Raw genomic sequence first — 23,995 nt, 5'->3', positions numbered from 1 at the left:
GGCATGGGCAGGCCGGTGACCGTCGCGATCGTCGATGACGACGCGATCGTGCGCGCCGCGTTGGTGGCGTACCTCACCAGCGCCGAGGGCTTCGAGGTGCGCCACGAGCTGACCAACGGCGCCGAGGCCGTCTCGGTCATCACCCGCGACCCGGTGGACGTGGTGGTCATGGACGTGCGGATGCCCAAGCTCGATGGCATCCAGGCGACCCAAGCGCTGCGCTCCACGGTCCCGAACATCAAGATCCTCGTCATCACGTCCTTCGACGAGGACGGGGCGGTGCGCGACGCGCTGAGCGCAGGCGCCAACGGCTTCCTGCTGAAGGACACCTCGCCGACCGGCCTGGTCGACGCCATCCGCGCTGTCATGCAGGGCACCTCCGTGGTCTCCCCCGGCCCCATCACCAGCCTCCTGCTGCAGGACAAGCGACGCGCCCGCCCGGTGCCCGCGCCCGAGCTGGGCCTGAGCCCCCGCGAACTCCAGATCCTGCGCCTGCTCTGCGCCGCGTACAGCAACACCGAGATCGCCGAGGAGCTGTTCGTCTCCGAGTCCACGGTGAAGACGCACGTGTCGGCGATCATGACCAAGATGCAGGTGCCCTCCCGGCTCAAGGCCGTGGTGCGCGCCTACGAGCTGGGCCTCGTCGAGCACTCCTGACCTCGGGCAGGATGGGGGGCATGGACCTGCACCCGAACGTCGTCCCGTTGGAAGCCCTGCTGGGAACGTGGCGCGGCGAGGGCCGCGGCGAGTACCCCACGATCACGTCGTTCGGCTACGCCGACGAGTGGGTCTTCTCGCACTCCGGCAAGCCCTTCGTCGCGTTCGTGCAGCGCACGAAGTCGCCCACCGGGCAGCCGATGCACACCGAGTCGGGCTACCTGCGCTGCCCCGCTCCCGGCGTCGTCGAGATCGTCGCCGCGCTCCCGACCGGGCAGGTGGAGCTCGGCGGCGGGACCGCCGAGGCGGCCGACGGCGTCCTGACCGTGGCGACGGACGCCGGCGTGTCGAACACCCCCACGGCCAAGACCGTGGAGCGGATCACGCGCACGTTCCGGGTCGAAGGGGACGCCCTGACGATCGACCTGGCGATGGCCGCGGTGGGGCAGGAGCTCGGGCACCACCTCGCCTCACGCCTGACGCGTGACACAATGCAAGGGTGAACCCCGACCAGCCCGAGAGCTTCGCGGAGGTACTGACCGCGGCCATCCAGGGCCGCGGGCTGTCGTTGGAACGCATCCGCGCCCGCCTCGACGCCGCCGGCGTGCCCGTCAGCATCGCGACGCTGAGCTACTGGCAGTCCGGCCGCTCGCTGCCCACCCGCTCGCGCAGCTACCACACGCTGGTGGAGCTGGAGCGCATCCTCAACCTCGAGCCGGGGCACCTCACCCAGCACACCCACACCGCCGACGGCCGCACCCGCCGGGAGCTCTTCGAGTGGCAGAACGTCATGCCCTCGCGCGACCTCGCGACCCAGATCATCGAGGACCTGGGCATCGACATGCAGGGCCAGCTCACCCGCGTGACCATGCACGACCTGCTCGAGGTGGACGCCGACCGCAAGGAGTCCTCCCTCGAGGTGCGCGTCGTCTGGCGCGCCGAGCGGCAGGGCCTGCACCGCTGGGCCGTCGTCAACGAGCAGGACACCGACACCGACGGCGAGCAGTCAATCGAGCCGCTGTTCGGCTGCGTGCTGGGCGAGGTCGTCGAGGCCCCCGACCGCAAGCTCCTGGTCGCCGAGATGCTCGCGCCCCGGCCCATGCAGCGCGGCGACCTGTTCACCTCCGAGTACCGGCTGACCTTCGGCCCGTCGAACCAGCCGTCGTTCCGCATGCTGCGCGCGATCTCCGATCCCGTGAAGGCGCTGTCGCTCGCGGTGCGCTTCGACCCCTCGGCGGTCCCGACCAACGTGCGCGCCGGCGTCCAGCCCTCGCTGGAGGAGGAGGAGCCGGCCGACACCGTGCCGGTCGAACTGGCCCGCAACGAGGCGCAATACGTGTGGACCGACGCCCGCCCCGGCGTCTACTCGCTGTTCTGGGACTGGGACTGACCGGCCCCGACGCCCGCGTCGACGCGCTCTACGCGGGCGACCCCGCCGCCTTCGTGGCGGCCCGCGACGCGCTCGCCAAGGAGCTCCGCGCCGGCGGTGACCGCGAGGCCGCCGCCCGGGTCAAGGCCCTGCGCCGCCCGTCCGTGGCCGCCTGGTACGTCAACATCGCCGCCCGCGCCTCGCTGGTGTCGCTGCGCGAGTGGCTGGCGCTCGGGGCGTCCATGCGCGAGGCGCAGGCCGGGCTCGACATGGCCGCCGTGCGCTCGCTGTCGGCGGGCCGCGCCGCGCTCGAGAACCGCGTCATCCGCGACCTGACCGCCCACCTGCGCACGCTGGGGGCGTCCGTCAGCGCGCCGGCCCTGGACGAGGTGCGCGGCACCCTGCGCGCCGCCCTGGCCGACGCGGCCGCGGCCGAGCTCGTCGCGTCCGGACGCCTCGAGCGCGCGTTGTCCTACGGCGGCTTCGGCGAGGTGGACCTCTCCGCCGCGCTGGCGGCGATGGCCCAGGCGCGGGCGGCGGCCGGGGAGGACGACGCCGAGCCGGAACGCGAACCCGACCACCCGGAACCCGAACCGGAGCAGGAACCGGAACCCGAGCCGGAGCCGGAACCCGACCCCGCCCTCGTGGCCGCCGTCGACGAGGCCCGGGAGCGACGCGACCGGGCCGACGACGCCGTCGCGCGCGCCGAGGCCGCCCTGGCCGTGGCCCAGCGCGAGCTGCGGGAGGCGAAGCAGGAACTGCGCGACGCGAAGGCCGCACTGACCGCCGCCGAGCGGACCCTCGCGGAGCAGACGCCCTAGTCTGGGCCCCATGGCTCCGACGCGTCCCTCCGTGTACGCCCGCCGCGGCGTCGTCTGCACCTCCCACCCGCTGGCTGCGTCCGCGGGGCTCCGGATCCTCCAGGCCGGCGGCAACGCCGCCGACGCCGCGATCGCCACCGCCGCCTGCCTGCCGGTGCTCGAACCGTGCTCCAACGGGCTGGGCTCCGACGCGTTCGCGCTGATCTGGGACGGCACCACCCTGCACGGGCTCAACGGGTCGGGGCGCGCACCTGCCGCGGCGTCCGCGGACGCCCTGCGCGAGCGCGGGCTCACCGAGGTACCGCTGTTCGGCTGGGACGCCGTCACCGTTCCCGGCATGGTCCGGGCCTGGGCCGACGTGCACGCCCGCTTCGGCCGTCTCCCGTTCGCCGACGTCCTGGCCCCGGCCATCGAGTACGCCGAGCAGGGCGCGCCCGTCCCGCCCATGGTGGCGTGGGGCTGGGGCCGCGGCGTCCGGGCGGCCGAGGACCGGCTGGCCGCCCAGCCCGACCCGGCCTGCGCCCACTTCGCGGCGTTGTTCGGCCCGGCGCCCGAGGTCGGCGAGCTGCGCGCCTTCCCCGCGATGGCGGCCACCCTCCGCGCCATCGCCGACAGCCACGGCGAGGACTTCTACTCCGGCGACCTCGCCACCCGGATCGTCACGTTCGCCGAGCAGACCGGCGGGCTGTTGGCGGCGTCCGACCTCGCCGACCACCGCAGCCAGTGGGTCGAGCCGATCAGCGCGCGCTACCGGGACCACGAGGTGTGGGAGATCCCGCCGAACGGGCAGGGCATCGCCGCGCTGCTGGCCCTGACCATCCTCGACGGGTTGCCGGCCGAACAGGTCGCAGACTGGCACGTGCAGGTCGAGGCCGTGAAGCTCGCCCTGGCCGACACGCACGCGGTGGTCGCCGACCCCGACGTCGTCGACGTGCCGGCCGCCGAGCTGCTCTCGGCCGCCCACGCCGACCGGCGGCGCGCCCTCATCGGTGACGTCGCGGTGGCCCCCGACCCGGTCGACCCGCGGGCGTCCGACACGGTCTACCTCTGCGCCACCGACGACGACGGGATGATGGTGAGCTTCATCCAGTCGAACTTCCACGGGTTCGGGTCGCAGGTGGTCGTGCCCGACACGGGCATCTCGCTGCAGAACCGGGGCTCGGGCTTCTCGCTCGTCCCGGGCCACCCCAACGAGCTCGCCGGCGGAAAGCGGCCGTTCCACACGATCATCCCGGGGTTTCTCGCCCGCGGCGGCGAGGCGGTCGGCCCGTACGGCGTGATGGGCGGGCACATGCAGGCCCAGGGGCACGTGCAGGTCGCGCTGCACACCGTCGACGGACGCCTCGACCCCCAGGCCGCCCTCGACCGGCCCCGCTGGTTCTGGGACGCCGCCACCGGCCGCGTGCTCGTCGAGGACACGGCCGACCCGGCGGTGGTCGCCTCCCTGCGCGAGCGGGGCCACGACGTCGCCATCGCCGAACACCCCGCCGTCTTCGGGCGCGGGCAGGCGATCTGGCGCACCGCCGGCGGCTACGTGGCCGGGAGCGAGTCCCGGGCCGACGGCGTCCCGATGGGCTGGTGAGTCAGGCCAGCAGCAGCGCGCGCAGCTGGTCGACCGTGTCGACCACGCCCGCCGAGGGCTGGGCGGCGAGGGCGTCGGGCAGCCCGGCGCCCCACGTGACGCCGATGCCGGCCATACCCGCGTTGTGGGCGGCGCCAAGGTCGACCACGGCGTCGCCGACGTAGACGCAGTCGGCCGGATCGGCGCCGATGCGCTCGGCGGCCATCAGCAGCGGGGCCGCGTGCGGCTTGTGGTGCGGGGTGTCCTCCATGGCGACCAGCAGCGGCAGGTGCTCGTGCAGCCCCAGCGCGGCCAGGAGCGCCTCGGCGCTCGGCCGGCGCCGCGACGTGGCGATGCCCAGCCGGGCACCTGCGGCGGCGAGGTCGACCAGCAGCTCGTCGACCCCGGGATAGGCGACGAGGTGCGCGGCCACGTTGTCGGCCTGCCAGGCCGAGTACGCGTCCATGAGCTCGGGCGCGCGCTCGGCGCCGGCGAGCTCGGTGAACATGTCGGGCAGGGTGCGCCCGATCCAGGACAGGATCGTGGCGTCGTCGGCCGGCGCCAGCCCGAACCGCTCGATGGTGTGGCGGTACGACGCCAGGATCAGCGGGATCGTGTTGCCCAGCGTCCCGTCGAAGTCGAACAGCACGGTCGGCCAGCGGAGATCGGTCACGCCGGTCACCCTAGCCAGTCGACCCAGGCGCCGTGCGGGCTGCACCGGGCGACGGGCTCGCCGTCGAGCGCGAGCACGAAGTGGGGCCGGCCGTCGTCGGGCACCCGCCCGCGCAGCTCGGTCACCACGGTCGGGCCCTCGAAGCTGACCCACCGCACGCCGCTGGCCCGGATCTCTGCCACCACGGCGTCCCGGTCGGCCCGGGCGAGGTAGGCCAGCGTCGCGGAGTGGAACACGACCGGGGTGGCGCCGGCGGCCTCGGCGCGGCGGACTGTCTCGGCCAGGAACCACCCCAGGTCGTCGGGGAGCACCCCCCGCACCACCTCGGGCGCGTCCTCGGCGGCGACGGCGAGGGCCGCGACCAGCCGGGCCTCGCGGGCGTCCTCGCCCGGCCAGACCAGCGCGCGCAACCACCGCGCGTCGTCGGGGTCGGACGCATCGAGCGGGTTGGCGTCCAGCCCCCACCGGGCGGCGACGACCAGGCCCGGGGCGTCCAGCCACGGGTAGCGGTCGGGCAGCAGGCACAACCCCGCGGACGCCCCGAGCTCGCCCAGCACGACCGGTTGCGGCAGCGAGGCCAGGACCGGCGCGAGGACGGCACAGCGGCCGGGTTCGTTGGTCTGGGTGGACCGGGAGAGGATGAGCCGCTCGACGGCGTCCCAGTTCTGCTCGACCCACGCGAGGAACCCGGGCCCGCCGACGAGCGGCCCGTCCAGGTACCGGATCGCCCCGAGGAAGAGGTTGGGCTGGCGCTTGGTGTCGGGCAGGGCGTCGAGGCGCGCGAGGAGCTCCGGGGTGTCGGCCACCCAGCGGCAGAGGTCACCCCAGGTGGGCGACGTGGGGTCGGCCTCGCCCGCGAACCAGCGGTACAGCTCGTCGATCGGCATCGAGGCGTAGGCGTGCGCACCCTTCATGGGTCGACACCCTAGGGGCAGTGCTGGACGCGACCACTACGCTGACGCCATGACCGAGCCTGTTGCTGACCACGACATCTGGGCCACCATCCGCGCCGAGGCGGAGCGGGACCTGCGGGCCGAGCCCTGCCTGGGCGGGTTCCTGCACGAGTCGATCCTGCGCCACACCTCGCTGATGGAGGCGCTGGGCAGCCTGCTGTCGCACAAGCTCTCCAACCCGGTGATGTCGCCGCTGACCCTGCTCGACCTCGTCGAGGAGGCCTTCGCGGGCGACCACTTCATCGAGGAGTCGGTGCTGGCCGACCTGCAGGCCGTCGTCACCCGCGACCCGGCGACGCGCGGCTACAGCCAGCCGCTGCTGTACTTCAAGGGCTTCCACGCGATCCAGAGCTTCCGGATCGCGCACCACTTCTGGGTGTCGAACCGCGTCGCGCTGGCCCTGTGGCTGCAGTCGCGCATCTCGGAGGTGTTCGCGGTCGACATCCACCCCGGCGCGCGCATTGGCCGCGGCATCATGTTCGACCACGCCACCTCGGTGGTCATCGGCGAGACCGCCGTCATCGAGGACGACTTCTCGATGCTGCACGAGGTCACCCTCGGCGGTACCGGCAAGGTCGGCGGTGACCGCCACCCGAAGATCGGGCGCGGCGTCATGATCGGCGCCGGCGCGAAGGTGCTCGGCAACATCCGCGTGGGCGAGGGGGCAAAGATCGGCGCCGGTTCGGTCGTGCTCGACGACGTGCCGCCGCACACGTCGGTGGCCGGCGTCCCGGCCAAGCCGATCAGCAGGACGCGCGAGCCGTTCCCCGCCCTGGAGATGGACCAGCGCTTCGACTGCGAGGTGGAGTCGTGACCGAGCCCCTGAGCCCCACGTCGCCCCCCGAACCGGTCGCCGGCGACACCAAGGACTGGACGTGGGTGCTCGAGCGCCCCTGCCCCGAGTGCGGCTTCGACCCGGCGAAGGTGTCGGTCGAGCGCATCCCGGCCCTCATCACGGACGCCGCGGGCCGGTTCGCGCTCGCGCTCCAGCAGGCGGACGCCGGGGTGCGCACCCGCGAGGGCGTCTGGTCGACCGTGGAGTACGGCCAGCACGTCGCCGACGTGCTCGAGGTCATGACGGACCGGCTCGAGGCCATCCTCGCCGAGGAGGGCGGGGAGGCCCGCTTCGACGACTGGGACCAGGACGCCGCCGCCACCGAGAAGGAGTACTGGCGCGCCAACACCCACGTGACCGCGATCCTCGTCAAGGAGCGCGCCGCGGCCGCCGCCGAGGCGTGGAGCGAGCCCGAGGGCGAGCAGTGGGACTGGCCGGGTGTGCGCAGCAACGGGTCGCGCTTCACCGCCCGCACGCTGGGCACCTACCTCGTGCACGACCTGGTCCACCACCTCCACGACGTGGGGGCCTGAGCCTCCTCACCAGGTCGCCAGGCGCGTCCCCTTCAGCCAGGCCGTGAGGCCCTCGGCCAGCGAGCGCTGGAACGCGCGCAGGGTGGGCAGGCCCGGCGGGTCGGGCGTTCGGCACTGCCACGTGAAGAAGCCGGCCAGGCCCACGGTCGTGTCCACCAACGGCTCGGTGGTGACGCCGCAGTGGGCGGCGATGCGCTCGAGGACATCGTCGGTCGCCCGGATGCTCTCCGGGTCGCCCTGGGCCGCCAGCTCGAGGGTCATCGTGGTGGCGTCCGCCCAGCGCGCGCCGGCCATCGCCCAAGGCCAGTCGATGACGACGACCCGGTCCGCCGGCGGGGCGTCCCCGCGGCGGAGCAGCAGGTTGTCGGCGCGCAGGTCGAAGTGCGTCAAGGTGTCGCCGTCGAGCACGGCGAGGCTCACGTCGGCGCGCTCGGCCAGGGCAGGGAGCCGCTCGCGGACCCACGGGTCGAGGTCGTCGGGTGGCTGGACCAGGCAACGCGCGTAGCCGGCCCACATGCCGGCGCAGTGTCCGGAAGCGGGCTGGAGCTCCAGTGGGCTCGGCGTGAGCCGGTCGGACAGGCCCAGCACGGCGTCCACGACGGGGGTGAAGGACTCGCGGGTCCACGGCAGGGTGGGGTGGTCGGCCTCGACGTACTCCATCACCAGCACCACCCAGCCGTCGCGCTCGAAGCCACCCAGCAGCGCCGGGACGGGCAGGCCGGCCGGCAGCGCGCGCATGACCCGCAGCTCGGCGCGGTGGATGTCGGGGCTGTCGGGGTTCAGGTAGGGGTGGACGGCCTTCACGAACGCCGCGGCGCCGTCGGCGCACGTGACGCGGTCGGCCGTGCCCGGGGAGAAGCCGCCGGGGTGTGAGGCGTGGGCCACGACGGGCGCGCCGAGGATCGTCTCGACCTCGGCGCGCACGGCGTCGGGCAGGTCGGGCCAGGTGATGCGGGGCATGTTCCCAGTCAACCACCGGGCCCACGCTGTCAAGGCTTCTGGCCCGCGTGCGTTCCCTCGGCGATCTCCTCGACCAGCTTGGCGTTGAAGGCGGGCAGGTCGTCGGGCGTCCGGCTGGAGACGAGGCCGTCGTCGACCACGACCTCCTCGTCGACCCAGGTGGCGCCCGCGTTGGTGAGGTCGGTCTTCAGGCTCTTGTACGAGGTCATCGTGCGGCCGCGCAGCACGTCGGCGTCGGTGAGGATCCAGCCGCCGTGGCAGATCACCGCGACGGGCTTGCCCGCGTCGAAGAACGCGCGGGTGAACGCGACGGCGGCCTCGTCGACGCGCAGGTCGTCGGCGTTGACCACGCCGCCGGGCAGCACGAGGGCGTCGTACGAGCCGGCGTCCGCGTCGGCCGAGGTGCGGTCGACGGACTGAGTGTGGCCCTTCTTGCCCTCGACCTCGCCCACCTTCGGGGCGATGAGTTCCGCGGCGGCGCCGGCCTTCTCGACCGCCTCCCACGGGCTGGTCAGCTCGGAGTCCTCGTACCCGTCGGTGAGCAGGAACGCCACCGTTTTTCCGGTCAGGTCAGGCATGGTCATCTCCTTCGTCGGTTCGTCCACCGTAGTCATCGGCAGGATGGGCCGAATCACCCCCAGGGACCCCTACGCTGGGACGCCATGCAGCTGACCCGCACCGCCGACCAGATCACGGCCTCGAACCTGGGGTTCGAGCTGACGGACGCCGAGGTGGCCACTCTGGGGGCGGGCAAACGACCACCTGTGGTGCTGGCGGTCAACGGCCGGTCGGTGCGGGTGCGGGTCGCCCCGATGGGCGGGTGCAACCTGATCGGCATCACCAAGGCCAACCGGGCGCTGCTGGGGCTGGAGCCCGGCGTCGAGTACGCGATCGAGGTGACCCTCGACGACGCCGAGCGGACGGTGGAGGTTCCCACCGAGCTGGCCGCGGCGTTCGACGGTGATCCCGCCCTGGGGACCGCGTGGGACGGCCTGAGCTTCACCCGACGGCGCGAGCTGGCCGAGGGGATCACCGGCGCGAAGCGGCCCGAGACACGGGCGCGCCGGGTGGCGACGGCGCTGGACACGCTGCGCGGCTGAGGCGTGTCGGCCCCGGCGTTCACCGGACGGACGCGCAGGAGCGTCAAAGATCGGGCCCCTGGTTTGACGCATCTCGGTTGGACAACCGCAAACGCCCGGACGGACACCATCGACGTGCGCGGGGCGCCTCACGCACGCCCGCCCCCGGGGCCGAGCCCGGGATAGGCTGCCGCAATGCCGCTGCCGATCGCGCTCCCCGTCGAGCCGATGCTGGCGCGCGCGGTGCCCGAGGTGCCCTGCCCCGGACGCCCCGGCGAGCTGAGCTACGAGCCCAAGTGGGACGGCTACCGCTGCATCGTCGCCCGCGACGGCGACCGGGTCGAGCTGTGGAGCCGCTCCCGCAAGGCGTTGACCGGCTACTTCCCCGAGGTGGTCGCCGCGTGCCGCCGCCACCTCCCCGAGCAGGTGGTGCTGGACGCCGAACTGGTGGTCCGCAGCGGCGAGCCCGGCGCGCAGCGCCTCGACTGGGAGGCGCTCAGCGTGAGGATCCACCCCAGCGCGAAGCGGGTGGCCGCGCTGGCCGAGCAGACCCCGGCCGAGCTGGTGTGCTTCGACCTGCTCGCGATCGCCGACCTCGACCTGACCCCCCTCCCCCAGCGTGAGCGCCGGGCGGCGCTCGTCCAGCTGCTGGCCGACCTGCCCGACGACGCCCCGCTCCACGTGACCCGGGCCACCGAGGATCCCGACGAGGCCCTCGCCTGGTTCGACGCGTTCGAGGGGGCCGGACTCGACGGGGTGGTCGCCAAGCGCACCGACGCCCCGTACGCGCCCGGGCAGCGCACGATGATGAAGGTCAAGCACGCCCGCACCGCCGAGGCGGTGGTGATCGGCTACGGCTGGTCGAAGGGCGCGTCGGCCTCGGCGAACAGCGTCGGGTCGATCCACCTGGGCCTCTACGACGACGGCGAGCTGATCCCGGTGGGCGGCATCGGCGCGTGGTCCGACGCGGTCCGCACGCAGCTCGCCGCGATCCTCGAGCCGCTCGTCCTCATGGGGGCCGAGGCCGAGCGGGCACCGCGCCCGAAGGACATGACCCGCACCGGCGTCCGGGAGTTCGTGCCCGTGCGCCCCGACCTGGTGGTGGAGGTGGCCTTCGACCAGCTCGAGGGCAAGCGGTTCCGGCACGCGGCGCAGTTCGTGCGCTGGCGTCCGGACCGGGAGCCGACGTCGTGCACGCTCGACCAGGTCGAGCGGGCGCCCGCCTACGACCTCGACGGGGTCCTGCGGCCCTGAGGCTCACGCGTACGCGCTGAGGTCCCCCTCGCCACGGGCCATGGCGGCGAACATCGCCTCGGCCTTCTTGGTGTCCCAGAGCACCGACGAGCCGGCAGCCGTCTGGGCGCCGGTGTCGCCGACGGGGACGACCAGCGTGTCACCGCGGCCGGTTGCGATGCGCAGCCCGCCCTGGGCGAGGCCGAAGAACTCCCCCGGGCCCGTGCCCTCGCCGACGGTGATGCCGCGTGAGAGCGACCAGTTCAGCCCGAACCAGCGCGGGGGCAGCAGGATCGTCATCGGCGACAGGGCCTTCTTGGCCAGGGCGCCGACCATCTCGCGCTGGCGCTCGGCGCGGCCGATGTCGCCGCGCGGGTCCTGCTTGCGCATGCGCACGTAGCCCAGCGCGGTGGGCCCGTCCATGAGCTGGCAGCCGCCCTGGATGTCCAGGTTGGCCTGCGGGTCCTTGATCGCCTTCTCGGGGCACATCTCGATGCCGCCCACGGCGTCCACGACCCCAGCGAAGCCGCCGAAGCCGATTTCGGCGAAGCCGTCGACGTGCAGACCGGTGTTCTGCTCGACCGTCTCGACCAGGAGTTCGGGCCCGCCGAGCGCGTAGGAGGCGTTGATCTTGTTCTTGCCGTGCCCCGGGATCGCGACGTAGCTGTCACGGGGCACCGAGATGAGCGCCGCCCGGCCCGTGGGGGGCACGTACAGCAGCATGATCGTGTCGGTGCGCCGACCCGCGTCGCTGCCCGTGCCGAGGCGGTCCTGCTCCTCCTTGGAGAGACCCTCGCGCGAGTCCGACCCGGCGAGCACGAACACGTACCCGGGCGTGTCGGCCGGCCGGTCGCCGGAGGGCGTGGCGTCGACGCGCGGCATGAACGGCCACGTCAGCAGCGGGATGCCGAGCAGGTAGGCCAGGACGAGCGCCACCAGCCACCGCACGACCGGACGCCGCCGGCGCGGCCGGGCCACGGGGGCGGGCGGGGGCGGCACGGGGCGCTGCGGCGGACGGGCCTGGGGCGGCGGGGCCTGCGGCGGTCCCTGCGGGTGCGGGGTCCGCGGAGCGCCGGGCGGGGGCGCGGAGCGCGGCGCCCCGTAGTGGCCGACCGGGGTGGGAGCGCCGTAGCGCGTGGTGTCGGCGGACGCCGGAGGAGGGGGCGGTGGCATCGGCGGCGGGACGCCGTCCTGCCGTCGCTCGCCGGAGCCGTCGGCATAACGGCCGCGGCGGTAGAGCCAGTTCTCGTCGTCGGTGCGGGTCACCCGTCCCACGCTAGTCGCCCGGGCGGGCAGCCACATCGTCCCAGGGTCCGAAACCCGTCCGCGACCCCGAGGGGTCAGAGGACTGCGACGACCGACCCCACGCGTTCGCCGTGGCCGAGCACCGGCACATCACCGAGCCGGGCGGTGGCATCCGGGTCGACCCCGAGCCCCGCCAGCACGGACGCCGCCACGACCTCGGCCGCCCGGGCCCCGTCGGCGGTCTTCACCGCGACGCCTCGGCCGTCGGGCAGGCCGATCGCGATGACCGACTCCGCGCCGGCCTTGGCGATCACGCCGGGGACGTCGGCCATGAGCACGCTGTCAGGGCGGCCCGTGCCGCCCACGAACCACGGGTGGGCGCGCATGGCCTCGGCGACCCGCGCCTCGGCCCCGGAGGTGGCGACCGCGATCCGCGCGAAGGCGCGGGCCAGGCCCGCCAGCGCGAACGCGTGCACGGGCGCGCCGCACCCGTCGGTGACGGTGGCCACGATCGGCTCCCCACCCAGCTCCTCGACGACCTGGGCGACCAGCACCTGGAGGGGGTGCCCGCGGTCGAGGTAGGTGTCGGTGTCCCAGCCCGCCGCGCGGCAGGCGGCCAGCATGCCGGCGTGCTTGCCCGAGCAGTTGTGGGCCAGCCGCTCGTCGTCGTGCCCGGCGCGCAGCCACGCGACGAGGGCGGCGTCGCCGATGGGGCGTCCGGCGGTGTTGCGCAGGTCGTCGACGCCGAGGCCGGACGCCGCGAGCGAGGCCAGCACGCCGTCCAGGTGGCCCTGCTCGCCGGAGTGCGAGGCGCAGGCGAGCGCGAGCGCCTCCCCCGCCAGCGGGGCACCGGCCCGGAGCATCGCCACGGCCTGCAACGGCTTCAGGGACGAGCGCGGGAGGATCGGGGTCGCGGGGTCGCCCCACGCCTGCTCGACCTCGCCCGAGGGCGCGGTGACCACGGCCAGCCCGCGGTGCACCGACTCGACGAAACCACCACGGACGACGTGCGCGGCCACCGGCGCTTCCTGCAGGCTCATGGCTGGCAACACTAGGGCACTTCCTCCCTGAGATTTTCCTGAAGGCTCTCAGTATGTGATGATGCTCTCGTGCCCTTCCTGTCTCCCCTCCGCGCGGTGGCCGCGTCTGCGCTGGCCCTGGCCGTCGCGACGACCACCGGTGTGGTGCTGGCCGAGACGCCCGCCCCGTCCTACGCCGTGCCCGCGCAGGTCGACGCCGCGGCCCTCGCCGTGCTCGAGGCCGAGCAGCGCCAGGCGCTGATCACCAGCCGCGCGCAGGAGCGCGAGGAGCTCGCCGCGTCCGTGCAGCAGCTCGCCCAGCAGCGCACCGCGGCCCTCGCCGAGACGGGCTCGAAGATCGACGCGACCGAGAAGGCCGTCCAGGAGCGGCTCGCCGCCGAGAAGGCCGAGGCCGAGCGGCTGGCCGAGGAGGCCCGGAAGGCGGAAGAGGCCCGCAAGGCCGAAGAGGCGAGGAAGGCCGAGGAGGCCAAGAAGGCCGCCGCCACGCCCAAGGGCGGCACCCGCGCCCAGAACAAGGAGCTCGGCCGCCAGCTGGCCCTGCAGCTGTACGGCTGGGGCGGCGACCAGTTCAAGTGCTACGACAACATCATCATGCGCGAGTCCCTGTGGGACCAGTACGCCGACAACCCCAACTCGAGCGCCTACGGCATCCCCCAGGCCCTGCCCGGCAAGCGGATGGCCTCCGAGGGCGCCGACTGGCGCACCAACCCGGCGACCCAGATCAAGTGGGGCCTGAAGTACGTCAAGGAGCGCTACGGCACCCCGTGCCGGGCCTGGTCGTTCAAGCGCGCCAACGGCTGGTACTGAGTCCCCGCCCCGCGGGTAGTGTGGCGGGGTGACCGACCACCCGTCCTGGCCCCCGCAGATGCAGCCCCCGGCCGGTGCGCCCGCCACCTGCGCGTACCACCCCGGACGCCCCGCCGGCGTCCGCTGCCAGCGCTGCGGAAACCCGATCTGTGGGGACTGCATGGTCGAGGCGCCCGTCGGCCACCACTGCCGCCGCTGCCTGGCCCAGGGCATGGCCATGACGCGCCAGGCCGAGGGCCCCTACGGCGGCCGGCGCAGCACGAACCCCGCGCTCACCTCGCTGGTCCTGATCGGCGTCAATGTGGCCGTGTGGGTGGCGATCCTCGCCTCGGGCGGGTTCGCCGGCACCCTGAGCAACCTGTTCGCCCTGACCCCCGGCGGCCTGTGCGAACTGGGCGCCGACACCTACGTGGGGGTCTCCCCCGCCGGCTGCGCGGCCGAGGGCGGCAGCTTCGTGCCCGGCCCCCTCAACGGTGGCTGGTGGCAGATCCTGACCTCGGCCTTCACCCACATCAGCGTGCTGCACATCGCGATGAACATGCTGGCGCTGTGGGTGCTGGGCCCCGCCATCGAGCGGGTGCTGGGCCGGGCGCGCTTCCTCGCGGTGTACGTCGTGTCGGCGCTGACGGCGTCCGCCCTCGTGATGTGGCTCGCGCCGCCGACGACGACCACGCTCGGGGCGTCCGGGGCGATCTCGGGCCTGATGGGCGCGCTGCTGGTGCTGGTGCTCCGCCACAAGGGTGACGCGCGCACCGTCCTGACGTGGATCGGCATCAACGTGGTCATCACGGTGCTCGGCAGCGCGGGCATCTCGTGGCAGGGCCACCTCGGCGGCTTCCTCGGCGGCATCGCCGTCACGCTGCTGCTGGTGTGGCTGCGCAAGGCGCGGCCCTGGCAGTGGATGGCCGTCGGCAGCGTCGGCGCGCTCGCGCTCGTCGCGATGGCCGCCCGCGTGCTGGCGGGCTGACGCCGCAGACTCCGGCGCCAGGGACCGTCAGGAGGACTGCGGCCGGAGGCTGACGACGACCGACAGGGTGCGGGGGGCGCTCTCGAGGGCCTCGCCGCGGTCGCGGAACTCGGCGAGCAGCGACTCCAGGCGCTCCTGAAGCTCGCTCGACAGGGCCTCGTCGGCCGGGATGAACGTGCGCCACGCCCTCGCCTCGCCCTGGGTCTCGGCGACCTCGACCTCCTCGAGCAGGAAGTCACCGAAGCCCGCCGAACTGCGGCCCGCCGCCCAGACGAGGTCGGTCGTGCGGTACGGGATCTCGATGGCGTTGCGCGCCCCGCGACGGGTCTCGCCCGGGGCGAGGAACCCGGTGCCGACCAGCGTGCGCACGTGGTGCAGCATCGAACCGGGGTTGACCCCCAGCAGGTCGGCCAGTTCCTTGTTGGTCAGGGCCTCGTCCAGGCAGGCCCGCAGGACGCGCCAACGCACGGGCGACGACAGGGCGCGCGCACGCGCCGAGATGGTCTCGTCGTCGAGGTGGGCGGCTCCGCCCTTCGGGGCGGCGCCCTCTCGCTCGGTCATGTCACCCTCGGTTCTGATCGAAAAGCCCAGCCGGCCCCGGCCGTGCGCTCCTGGGCACCCGCCGGACAGCCGCAGCAATCCTGCCACATCAAGGGGTGACACCCCAGTCCTTTCGCAGCGGGCCACCCCGGAGGGTTCCCCAGCCCCGGCCGCTCTGGCAGGGTGGACCCGCACGGCCTGCGACCCCCACGGCCGCAGGACCACACCGAAAGGACACCGTGGGACTCTTCGACTCCATCAAGGACGCCCTGACCACCGACGACGCCGAGCGCTACGGGAAGGCCGAGAAGAGGCTCGCCGAGGCCGAGGCCGACGCGAAGGCCAAGGCGGACGCCGAGGCCGCCGCTGCCGCCCAGGCGAAGGCGGACGCCGACGCCGCGGCCGCCCAGGCTGCCGAGGCCGAGCAGCTGGCCGCGACCACGCTGCGGGAGTACACCGTCGTCAAGGGCGACACCCTCTCGGCGATCGGCAAGCGCTTCGGCGTGAAGTGGCGCGACATCGCCGAGCTGAACGACATCAAGAACCCCGACCTGATCTTCCCGGGCCAGGTGTTCAAGATCCCGAACGCCTGACGTTGATCCTCATCGACGAGCCGGTCTGGCCGGCGCACGGCACCCTGTGGGGCCATGTCGTGTCGGACCGCTCGCTCGAGGAGCTGCACGCGTTCGCCCGCGTGGCCGGCCTGCCGGCCCGCGGCTTCGACCACGACCACTACGACTACCCCCGCGCCCGTCGCGACGACCTCGTCGCGGCGGGCGCGGTGCTCGTGGACTCCACCCTCCTGATGCGCCGGCTCACCGCCGCCGGCCTGCGGGTGCGGCCTGCGCAGAAGACCCCGAGCAGGGCGGTGGCCGGCGAGCGGCTCCGCGCCGCCTGGAACGCCCTGCTGCCCGGCCACGACGCCCTCCGGGACGACCTGCTCGCCCGCTGGGGCGAGCCCCACCGGCGCTACCACGACCAGCGCCACCTCGCCTCCTGCCTCGCGGCGCTGGCGGCGCTGGCCTGCGACGACCACCTCGTCCACCTCGCGGCCTGGTTCCACGACGCGGTGTACGACGGCGTCCCCGGCCAGGACGAGGAGCGCTCGGCCCGGCTCGCGGAGGAAGCCCTCGCCGACGTCCTGCCCGACCACGAGACGGCCGAGGTGGCCCGCCTGGTCCGGCTCACGGCGTCCCACGACCCCGCGCCGGGCGATGCCCGCGGCGCCCAGCTGGTCGACGCCGACCTCGCGATCCTCGGCGCGCTGCCCGGTCGCTACCACGTGTACACCCGCGACGTCCGGCTCGAGTACGACCACGTCGACGACGACGCCTTCGCGGCCGGCCGGGCCGCCGTGCTGCGGCACCTGCTCGCACTCGACCCCCTGTACCAGACGCCGACCGGCGCCCAACTGTGGGCCCGGCAGGCCCACGCCAACATGACCGCCGAACTGGCCGCGCTCTCGGCCTGAGCAGGGGTGGTGCCCGGTGATTGGCATCGCGATGGGCCAAGGTGAGACGGTGGGAACCATGACGTTGTCGCTGACTCCCGTCGACGAGGGCACCTGGGCACAGGCCGACTGGCCTCTCGGTGCCCACATCGACCCGGCCTCCGGGCAGACCACCTTCGCGGTCGCCGCCCCACGGGCCACGTGGGTGACCCTCGAGTTCTTCCCGGCCGCGCGCGGGGCGGACGACGAGTTGTCCGTGCCCATGGCGGCGGGCGCCGACGGCGTCTGGCGTGCCCGCGTGGAGGGGGCCCGCCACGGCACGCTCTACGGGTTCCGCGTCTGGGGCGAGAACTGGCCGTACCAGGACGGCTGGACACCCGGCTCGACCGTCGGCTGGCTGGCCGACCGCGACGAGCAGCTCAACCACTTCAACCCGAACAAGGTGCTGTTCGACCCGTACGCCCGCGAGGTCACGCACAACCCCATGAGCGTCGGCCCGCAGCGCGCGTGGTTCGGCTCGGGCCCGGTCGACGTCGACGGACGCCCCGGCCGCACCATCGACACCGCCCACATCGCACCCAAGGGCGTCGTGGTCGAGGACGACACCTCCTACGGCACGCACCCGCGCCACCCGGAGGAGGACAACGCGATCTACGAGGCGCACGTGAAGAACCTCACGCTGCACCCGAGTTCGGTCCGCCTGGGCGACCTGCTGGCGGGCGTCCCGGGGTTCGAGGGCCTGCCGAACATCCCCGACGAGCTGCGCGGCACGTACGCCGGCGCGGCGCTGATGGCCCCCTACCTGACCGCGCTGGGCGTCACCGTCATCGAGTTGCTGCCGGTGCACGAGACCGACTCCGACCAGGTGGGCGCGACGGCCGGCACCACCAACCACTGGGGCTACCAGACGCTGGCGTTCTTCGCCCCGAACCGCGACTACGCGTTCGACAAGAGCCTCGGCGGCCCCACGCGCGAGTTCAAGCAGATGGTGAAGGCGTTCCACGACGCGGGGCTCGAGGTGTTCCTCGACGTGGTGTACAACCACTCCTCCGAGGGCGGCAACTGGGGCGGTGACCTCGACTCGGCGGGCTTCACCACGCTCGGCGGCTTCGCCACCACCGAGTACTACGTGCTGACGGCCGAGGGCGGCCTCATCGACGGGGCGACGGGCACGTCCAACCAGATGAACTTCTCCTCCGACATCACCTGCGCACTGGTGCTCGACTCGCTCAAGCACTGGCACGACACGATGGGCGTGGACGGTTTCCGCTTCGACCTCGCCCCGGTCCTGGGCCGGCGGCCACTCGACGCCGAGGCCGAGGACTGGGAGGCGCAGCGCCGGTTCTTCCCCGAGCACCCGCTGCTGCGCGACGCGCGCACGTGGGCGGCCGAGCACCACGTCGAGGTCATCGCCGAGGCGTGGGACCTGTGGGGCTACGAGGTGGGCAACTTCCCCTCGGGCTGGGGCGAGTGGAACGGCCGGTTCCGCGACGCGATGCGCGGCTACCTCAAGGGCGACGGCAACACCGACGACTTCATGGCGTTCCTCAACGGCGACTGGCTGCACTTCAACGACTCCGGCGGCCCGCAGAAGTCGGTGAACTTCGTGACCGCCCACGACGGCTTCACGATGTTCGACCTCGTCTCGTACAACACCAAGGACAACGGCCAGCCGTACCCGTTCGGTCCGTCCGACGGCGGCTCCGACAACAACATCAGCTGGGACTCCGGCGGCGACCAGGCGCTGCGCCGCACGCGCTGGCGGAACTTCTGGCTGGTCACCTTCCTGGCCCGGGGCGTCCCGATGGTCGTGTCGGGCGACGAGTACGGCCGCACGCAGAACGGCAACAACAACCCGTGGTCGCTGAACACGGTCGGCATCTGGAACAACTGGGCCCAGGCCGGCTCCAACGCGCCCACGCAGCTGCCGGTGGACCCCGAGCAGCCCGACCTGCCGGGCTACCACGACGTCGTCGGGCAGACGGACGCCCCCCCGGGCGTGAACCCGCTGCTGCAGTTCGCGCGCTACGTGGCCCACCTGCGGGCACGGCAGGTGACGTTCCGGCAGCGCACGTGGGGCGACGTCTCCCTCGGCGGCGAGGCCGTCAGCTACGTCTACTTCGGCACGTCCCTGGACGACCCGCCCCGGCCGGGCGACCGCCAGGTGGCGGTGGCCATCGACTCGGGCAGCACCGACGGCGACGACTTCTGGATCCTCGTCAACATGTTCGACGGGCCGGCCACCTTCGACCTCGGCGAGTGGGAGGAGCAGCACGCCACCCGCAACCACGACTGGCACCGCATCATCGACACCGCGCCCTGGGCCGAGGCCGAGGGCAACTGCTGGACGATGGACGACGCGCTCCACGTGACCGGCGAGTACACCGTCGAGCCGTGGTCGATCGTCGTGCTCCAGGCGCGTCCGACCGAGCCCGACGCCGAGCCGCACGTCCTGTGGGGCCGCCGCGGCGGCGTCCAGGTCGGCCGGACGGGGCGCCCGTACCTGCGCGGCCTCGTCGACCGCTACCTGCCGCGGCTGCGGCGCGACCCCGCACCGACTAGCCTTGATGCGACGACCCAGGAGGCTCGATGACCACCACGATCCGCGTCGAGCGCAGCTACGACTGCGAGCCTGCCCGCGTCTGGGACGCCTGGACCAAGCCCGACCTCATGGACCGCTGGTTCTGCCCCAACCCCGACCTGCGCCTGTCGTCGCACGCCGACGCCCGCGAGGGCGGGGCCTACCGGGTGAACATGGGCGGGGAGTACATCGTCTCGGGCAGCTACACCCGGCTCGAGGAGCCGGCCGTGCTGCAGTGCACCTGGCAGTGGGAGCACGAGACGCTCACCACGCTGCTGTGCATCGAGCTGGACCCGAACGACGAGGGCGGCACCGACCTGGTGCTCGTGCACTCCGACTTCACCGACGAGGCCGACGCCGAGGGCACCCGCCAGGGCTGGGAGCTCAGCCTCGACCGGCTGGCCCAGCTGCTGGCGGGCTGATCCTCACTCGGTGACGTCGCGGCGCCGGAACACCGCCAGCGACACCACGCACGCCAGGGCGACGGCGACGAGCAGGTAGACCGTGCCCTGCCCCAGCGAGATCGTCCTCTCGAGCCACTCGGTCTCCATGCCCTGCGGCGTCATGCGCTGCACCGGCACCGAGTAGGTGTAGCTGCCCAGCAGGAAGGCCTGCACGTTGTTCTCGGGCAGCAGGCCGGTCAGCCGGTCGAACCCGGGGATGGCCATCAGGATGCCCAACATGCCCTGGGCGAACAGGTAGGCCAGCGGCACCGCCACGGCGGCCACGGTGCTGCGGAACACGACCGCCAGGCCCGCCCCGACCAGCGCCATCATGGCCCCGAACAGGACGCCCCGGCCGGCGGCCTGCAGCGGTCCGACCCAGCTGCCCACGGCGTCCGCGCCCTGGTGGGCGGCCACGGCGCCCCACGCGGTGAGCAGGCCGACCAGCAGCACGACGGCGCTGACCACCGCCCCGGCGAGCGCGACGACGACCATCTTGGACGCCCACACGCGCGGCCGCGACGGGACGAAGGTGAGCCACGTGGCCAGGGAGCCGCTGCGGAACTCGGCGCCCCAGAAGGAGGCGGCCATCAGGATGAGGAACAGCCCCGCGGTGGCGCTGGCACCGACGGTGGCGGTGCTGGTCGCGGCCTCCCACGTCATCGGCTGGGGGTAGAACCACTCGGGCAGGGGCTCGGGCTGGTCGCAGACGTCGGCGGGCGCGTCGGCGGGGGCGCTGGCCCGGCAGAAGGCCTCCTCCTGCTCGTGGTTCTCGACCCAGTGGGCGTGCTGCTCGGCGTAGGCGATCTTTCCCTGCGCGACGACGGCGGCCTCGGGCGGGCGGGTGGCCACGACGATCGACCAGCACATCGTGGCGAGGATGGCGAGGAGGCCCAGCAGGGCCACCCACAGGCCGCGGCGGGCGACCCAGCGGTGGGTCTCGGCACCGATCAGGCGGATCATGACGCCACCTCCAGGGCGGTGTGGTTGTGCTGGGTGGCGGTGAGGTGCTCGCGCTCGGTGAGCGACAGGAACACCTGCTCGAGGGAGTCGACGGCCACGGTGAGCTCGGAGGGCCACAGGTCGGCCGACCCGAGCAGGCGGGCGACGGCGGTCGGGTCGACCGAGCCGCCGGGGCGTCCGACGACGAGGGCACCGTCGGCGGCGGGGCTGACCTCGTAGGAGGCGTCCATGAGGACGCGGGCCGCGGCGTCGGTCGGCTTCACGACGACGCGCACGCGGCCGCCACCGCCGAGGAGCTCGCTGACGTGGCCCGAGCGCAGCAGGCGCCCGCGGCCGATGATGCTGACGGTGTCGGCGACCTGCTGCACCTCGGCGAGGAGGTGGGAGCTGACGACCACGGTGCGCCCGGCGTCGGCCAGGGAGCGCATCGTGGTGCGCACCTCGTGGATGCCGGCGGGGTCGAGGCCGTTGGTGGGCTCGTCGAAGATGAGCAGCTCGGGGTCCTTGAGCAGGGTGGAGGCGATCGCCAGCCGCTGCTTCATGCCGAGGGAGTAGCGACCCACGTCGTCGCGGGCCCGGGCCGCCAGGCCGACCTGCTCGAGCACCTCGCCGACGCGCGCCACGGGGACGCCGACCGCCCGGGCCAGCAGGGCCAGGTTCGTGTGGGCCGACATGGTGGGGAAGAACTTGGGCGACTCGACGATCGCGCCGACGCGGTCGATGACCTGCGGCAGCTCGTCGGGGACCGTGTGGCCGAGCACCTCCATCGTCCCGGAGTCGGGGCGCAGCAGCCCCAGCAGCATGCGCAGGGCGGTGGTCTTGCCCGAGCCGTTGGGGCCGAGGAGGGCGTGGACGCCGCCGCGCGGGACCGCGAGGTCGAGCCCAGCGACAGCGACGCTGGCCCCGCCACGGAAGGTCTTGCGCAGGCCCTGGGTGCGTACGGCCCAGGCATGAGTGGTGTCGGTCATGGGCCCATCCAACCGCGCCCACCTCGGCGCGGGAACATCCCCGGGACGGGGTGTCCTCAGGGAAAACTCCACCCACAGGCTGAGCCCCACGTAAAGGGTTCTTGGATGGTGGAGACAACGCCGCCTCCGGGCCCTAGGGTGTTCACCGTCTTCGTCGTCTCATCCCGGAGCTCTCCATGCGTCTACGCGCCCTCACGCTCATCACAGCTCTCACCCTTGCCGCGTCACCGCTGACGGTCGTCGAGGGCCACGCGGCGCCCACGGCGTCTGCTGAGGTGACCCGCGAGGTGGTGATCACCACGCGTGCATCGAAGGGAGAGGCCGCAGAGCTGGCCGAAGCACTGCCCGCCGAGGCCGACGTGCCCGCCCCCGTCGGGGTCACCACGGCGTCGGCCAAGGTCGATGGTGAGGTCGCCATCGCGGCGGTCACCCTGCCGGCAGAAGCCGAGGCCGCACAAGTATTCCTGCGCCCGGTCGTGGATGAGGTCCCCGGCGACTGGGTCGAGGTGCACGTGGATGAGGAGCAGGCCGGCGGACGGGTCGGCACGGCACCGCTCGTCGTCTCGGCGGCGGCGAAGGTCGAGGCGGCGGTCGTGGCCGACGAGCCGGTCGCGGCGTCCCTACAGGTGTACAGCACCGCCGTGACGCAGACTGATGCGACGGCGTCCGAGTACGCCCACAAGTCGCCCGACATCCTGTCGCGAGCCGCCTGGAACGCCGATGAGACCCTGGTGCGTCGCTCCTACACCCCGGGCGTTGTGACGGGGGCGATGATCCACCACACGGCCGGCAAGAATGACTACGCCGAGGCCGATGTCCCCGGCATCCTACGGTCGATTCAGGCGTACCACATCAAGGGGCGTGGGTGGAACGACATCGCCTACAACGTGCTCGTCGACCGGTTCGGTCGGGCTTGGGAGGGCCGGGGCGGCGGCGTCACCACGGCCACGACGGGCGGGCATGCGTTCGGCGCGACCAACTACCGGACGTTCGGCATCTCGCTGATGGGCGACTACTCGCAGGTCGAGCCCTCGGCCAAGACACTCGACACCCTGCAGCGCGTGATCGCGTGGAAGTTCCGCCTGCACGGGGTCGACCCGGCCGGCCGCACCTGGGGCAGCTCGGGCCAGGACGGCGGCAGTCCGCACCTGGCCGCGATCTCGGGCCACCGCGACGAGAATGCGACCTCGTGCCCCGGTGACAAGGTCTACGCGAAGATGACGAGCATCCGCGCGGGTGTCCGCAAGGCGATGGACACCGAGTTCAAGGACGTCGCGCCTCTCCCTGTCGTCTCGAACCGTATCGCCGGCGACGACAGGTACAGCACAGCCGCGCGCGTCTCGGAACTGGGGTTCCCGCAGGGCGCGACTACGGTGTTCTTGGCCACGGGCCGCAACTTCAAGGATGCGCTGGCTGTCGGACCGTGGGCGAATGCGGTCGGTGGCCCGGTCCTCCTGTCGGCACCAGCCGCCCTCCCGGAGCCCACCCTGACTGAACTGCGCCGGCTCCAGCCCAGCCGCGTCGTTCTCGTCGGCGGAACGGCGGCGCTGCAACCGTCGGTGGAGGAGGCGGTCCGCAAGGCACTCCCCGCTGCCGACGTGAATCGTGTCGCGGGCGAGAACGCCTACCTCACGGCCACCGCCATCTCGGCGGCGGGCTTCCCGACCCCTGCCGCCCCGCCGACACCGGTGGACCCGATCGTGCCGGTCGATCCGCCGGCCCTCGACGAGACCGGCTCGGGCGCGGGCGCGGCTCCCCCGGACGTGAACCCGACAGGGGACGTCTTCCTGGCCAGCGGGGAACTCTTCCCTGACGGCCTGGTGGGGGGACCGCTGGCGAAGGGACGTGGGCCGCTGCTGCTCGCACCGGCATCGGGCGGTCTCCACCCGGCCGTCCACGCCGAGCTGAAGCGTCTGCGCGCCACCCACGTCACCGTGCTCGGAGGAACGAGCAGCGTCAGCGAGGCCATCGTGACCGACCTCAGCCAGCGCGGCTACAGAGTGACACGAGTCGCGGGTCCCAACCGGTACGACACCGCCGTCGCGGTGGCCAAGCAGGGCTTTCCCGGGTCCGTGAAGCAGGTCTACCTCGCCACTGGCACGAACTACCCTGACGCGTTGGTCACGGTGGGCCTGCAGACGGCTGCACCCGGCCCGTTGCTGTTGTCGCCGGGAACCTGCCTCCCGGAGGGCGTCATCGACTACTTGAAGGCCAAGCCCGGGGCCAAGGTGATTCCGATCGGCGGGTCGCAATCGCTCCCCATCCACGAGACCCTGCTGCCGGCGTGCCGTTGATGTCCGCCCTCACCACTTGGCGC

Annotated in this window: 25 protein-coding genes; 16 read left to right on the top strand and 9 right to left on the bottom strand. The window is 73.3% G+C overall.

The features are described from left to right. Positions 1–3: 3 nt before the first annotated feature. Genes H5397_RS02655 through H5397_RS02635 form a run of 5 tightly spaced genes read left to right on the top strand, consistent with a single transcriptional unit; the run spans position 4 to position 4,429 of the window. Positions 4–657, top strand: a complete 654-nt coding sequence (locus H5397_RS02655) for a response regulator transcription factor (RefSeq protein WP_182814762.1) — start codon at positions 4–6, stop codon at positions 655–657. A 20-nt stretch (positions 658–677) separates the two neighbouring features. Then, positions 678–1,160: an FABP family protein gene (locus tag H5397_RS02650; RefSeq protein WP_182814761.1), complete on the top strand. Its 483-nt coding sequence runs from the start codon at positions 678–680 to the stop codon at positions 1,158–1,160. Beyond that, the gene (locus H5397_RS02645) at positions 1,157–2,047 is read left to right on the top strand and encodes a hypothetical protein (RefSeq protein WP_182814760.1); all 891 of its coding nucleotides are present in this window, start codon (positions 1,157–1,159) and stop codon (positions 2,045–2,047) included. The genes H5397_RS02650 and H5397_RS02645 overlap by 4 nt, the downstream gene beginning before the upstream one ends. Then, a complete protein-coding gene (locus tag H5397_RS02640; RefSeq protein WP_182814759.1) occupies positions 1,996–2,847 on the top strand; it encodes a hypothetical protein in 852 nt (283 codons plus the stop codon). Before H5397_RS02645 ends, H5397_RS02640 begins: the two co-directional genes overlap by 52 nt. A gap of 10 nt (positions 2,848–2,857) precedes the next feature. Then, entirely contained in the window at positions 2,858–4,429 is a 1,572-nt protein-coding gene (locus tag H5397_RS02635) for a gamma-glutamyltransferase family protein (RefSeq protein ID WP_182814758.1), read from the top strand. Position 4,430: 1 nt separating this feature from the next. Here H5397_RS02635 and H5397_RS02630 read toward each other — a convergent pair whose 3' ends face one another. Continuing rightward, entirely contained in the window at positions 4,431–5,081 is a 651-nt protein-coding gene (locus tag H5397_RS02630) for an HAD family hydrolase (RefSeq protein WP_182814757.1), read from the bottom strand. Positions 5,082–5,086: 5 nt separating this feature from the next. Then, positions 5,087–5,995 (bottom strand): DUF2332 domain-containing protein, encoded by a 909-nt coding sequence (locus H5397_RS02625; RefSeq protein WP_220491928.1) that lies wholly within the window; start codon positions 5,993–5,995, stop codon positions 5,087–5,089. A 49-nt stretch (positions 5,996–6,044) separates the two neighbouring features. On the opposite strand from H5397_RS02625, the gene cysE reads away from it, so the two are divergent. Together cysE and H5397_RS02615 are read left to right on the top strand one after the other, a co-directional pair. Continuing rightward, positions 6,045–6,848 carry a serine O-acetyltransferase gene (gene cysE, locus H5397_RS02620; RefSeq protein ID WP_182814756.1) on the top strand — a complete coding sequence of 268 codons (804 nt, stop codon included), beginning with the start codon at positions 6,045–6,047 and terminating at the stop codon, positions 6,846–6,848. After that, positions 6,845–7,402, top strand: coding sequence for a DinB family protein (locus H5397_RS02615; protein WP_220491927.1), 558 nt, complete (start codon positions 6,845–6,847; stop codon positions 7,400–7,402). The genes cysE and H5397_RS02615 overlap by 4 nt, the downstream gene beginning before the upstream one ends. A gap of 6 nt (positions 7,403–7,408) precedes the next feature. Here the strand turns inward: H5397_RS02615 and H5397_RS02610 are convergent, their stop codons facing one another. Then, entirely contained in the window at positions 7,409–8,362 is a 954-nt protein-coding gene (locus H5397_RS02610; RefSeq protein ID WP_182814755.1) for a phosphotransferase, read from the bottom strand. 29 nt (positions 8,363–8,391) lie between these two features. Then, positions 8,392–8,940 (bottom strand): type 1 glutamine amidotransferase domain-containing protein, encoded by a 549-nt coding sequence (locus H5397_RS02605; protein ID WP_182814754.1) that lies wholly within the window; start codon positions 8,938–8,940, stop codon positions 8,392–8,394. Between the two features lie 84 nt (positions 8,941–9,024). Between H5397_RS02605 and H5397_RS02600 the strand changes: the two genes are divergently transcribed. Beyond that, positions 9,025–9,462 (top strand): YdeI/OmpD-associated family protein, encoded by a 438-nt coding sequence (locus H5397_RS02600; RefSeq protein ID WP_182814753.1) that lies wholly within the window; start codon positions 9,025–9,027, stop codon positions 9,460–9,462. A 174-nt stretch (positions 9,463–9,636) separates the two neighbouring features. Then, entirely contained in the window at positions 9,637–10,695 is a 1,059-nt protein-coding gene (locus H5397_RS02595; RefSeq protein WP_182814752.1) for an ATP-dependent DNA ligase, read from the top strand. A 3-nt stretch (positions 10,696–10,698) separates the two neighbouring features. On the opposite strand, the gene H5397_RS02590 is transcribed toward H5397_RS02595, so the two are convergent. Together H5397_RS02590 and H5397_RS02585 are read right to left on the bottom strand one after the other, a co-directional pair. Then, positions 10,699–11,940 carry an LCP family protein gene (locus tag H5397_RS02590; protein ID WP_309224256.1) on the bottom strand — a complete coding sequence of 414 codons (1,242 nt, stop codon included), beginning with the start codon at positions 11,938–11,940 and terminating at the stop codon, positions 10,699–10,701. Between the two features lie 74 nt (positions 11,941–12,014). Next, entirely contained in the window at positions 12,015–12,959 is a 945-nt protein-coding gene (locus tag H5397_RS02585) for an asparaginase (RefSeq protein ID WP_182814751.1), read from the bottom strand. A 96-nt stretch (positions 12,960–13,055) separates the two neighbouring features. Here H5397_RS02585 and H5397_RS02580 point away from each other — a divergent pair, with 96 nt between their 5' ends. Beyond that, positions 13,056–13,766, top strand: a complete 711-nt coding sequence (locus tag H5397_RS02580) for a hypothetical protein (RefSeq protein ID WP_220491926.1) — start codon at positions 13,056–13,058, stop codon at positions 13,764–13,766. A 28-nt stretch (positions 13,767–13,794) separates the two neighbouring features. Then, positions 13,795–14,733, top strand: coding sequence for a rhomboid family intramembrane serine protease (locus tag H5397_RS02575; protein WP_243760822.1), 939 nt, complete (start codon positions 13,795–13,797; stop codon positions 14,731–14,733). A gap of 27 nt (positions 14,734–14,760) precedes the next feature. Here H5397_RS02575 and H5397_RS02570 read toward each other — a convergent pair whose 3' ends face one another. Further along, positions 14,761–15,294, bottom strand: coding sequence for a helix-turn-helix domain-containing protein (locus tag H5397_RS02570; RefSeq protein ID WP_182814749.1), 534 nt, complete (start codon positions 15,292–15,294; stop codon positions 14,761–14,763). A 218-nt stretch (positions 15,295–15,512) separates the two neighbouring features. Between H5397_RS02570 and H5397_RS18710 the strand changes: the two genes are divergently transcribed. From H5397_RS18710 to H5397_RS02550, 4 genes are read left to right on the top strand one after another with little or no spacing between them, the layout of a single operon-like run. Further along, positions 15,513–15,866, top strand: coding sequence for a LysM peptidoglycan-binding domain-containing protein (locus tag H5397_RS18710; protein ID WP_208091018.1), 354 nt, complete (start codon positions 15,513–15,515; stop codon positions 15,864–15,866). Between the two features lie 2 nt (positions 15,867–15,868). Further along, positions 15,869–16,744 carry a DUF4031 domain-containing protein gene (locus H5397_RS02560; protein ID WP_182814748.1) on the top strand — a complete coding sequence of 292 codons (876 nt, stop codon included), beginning with the start codon at positions 15,869–15,871 and terminating at the stop codon, positions 16,742–16,744. A 58-nt stretch (positions 16,745–16,802) separates the two neighbouring features. Continuing rightward, entirely contained in the window at positions 16,803–19,316 is a 2,514-nt protein-coding gene (locus H5397_RS02555; protein ID WP_182814747.1) for an alpha-amylase family glycosyl hydrolase, read from the top strand. Further along, positions 19,313–19,726 carry an SRPBCC domain-containing protein gene (locus H5397_RS02550; RefSeq protein WP_182814746.1) on the top strand — a complete coding sequence of 138 codons (414 nt, stop codon included), beginning with the start codon at positions 19,313–19,315 and terminating at the stop codon, positions 19,724–19,726. The genes H5397_RS02555 and H5397_RS02550 overlap by 4 nt, the downstream gene beginning before the upstream one ends. A 3-nt stretch (positions 19,727–19,729) precedes the next feature. Here the strand turns inward: H5397_RS02550 and H5397_RS02545 are convergent, their stop codons facing one another. Together H5397_RS02545 and H5397_RS02540 are read right to left on the bottom strand one after the other, a co-directional pair. Beyond that, positions 19,730–20,710 carry an ABC transporter permease subunit gene (locus H5397_RS02545; protein WP_182814745.1) on the bottom strand — a complete coding sequence of 327 codons (981 nt, stop codon included), beginning with the start codon at positions 20,708–20,710 and terminating at the stop codon, positions 19,730–19,732. After that, entirely contained in the window at positions 20,707–21,678 is a 972-nt protein-coding gene (locus tag H5397_RS02540; protein ID WP_182814744.1) for an ABC transporter ATP-binding protein, read from the bottom strand. Before H5397_RS02540 ends, H5397_RS02545 begins: the two co-directional genes overlap by 4 nt. A gap of 176 nt (positions 21,679–21,854) precedes the next feature. On the opposite strand from H5397_RS02540, the gene H5397_RS02535 reads away from it, so the two are divergent. Then, positions 21,855–23,972 carry a cell wall-binding repeat-containing protein gene (locus tag H5397_RS02535; protein WP_182814743.1) on the top strand — a complete coding sequence of 706 codons (2,118 nt, stop codon included), beginning with the start codon at positions 21,855–21,857 and terminating at the stop codon, positions 23,970–23,972. Positions 23,973–23,995: the final 23 nt, after the last annotated feature.

The organism is Propioniciclava sp. MC1683 (assembly GCF_014164675.1).
GTDB lineage: Bacteria > Actinomycetota > Actinomycetes > Propionibacteriales > Propionibacteriaceae > Propioniciclava.
Note: the sequence above shows the minus strand (reverse complement) of the source record. Positions and strands in the feature narration are given on the sequence as shown.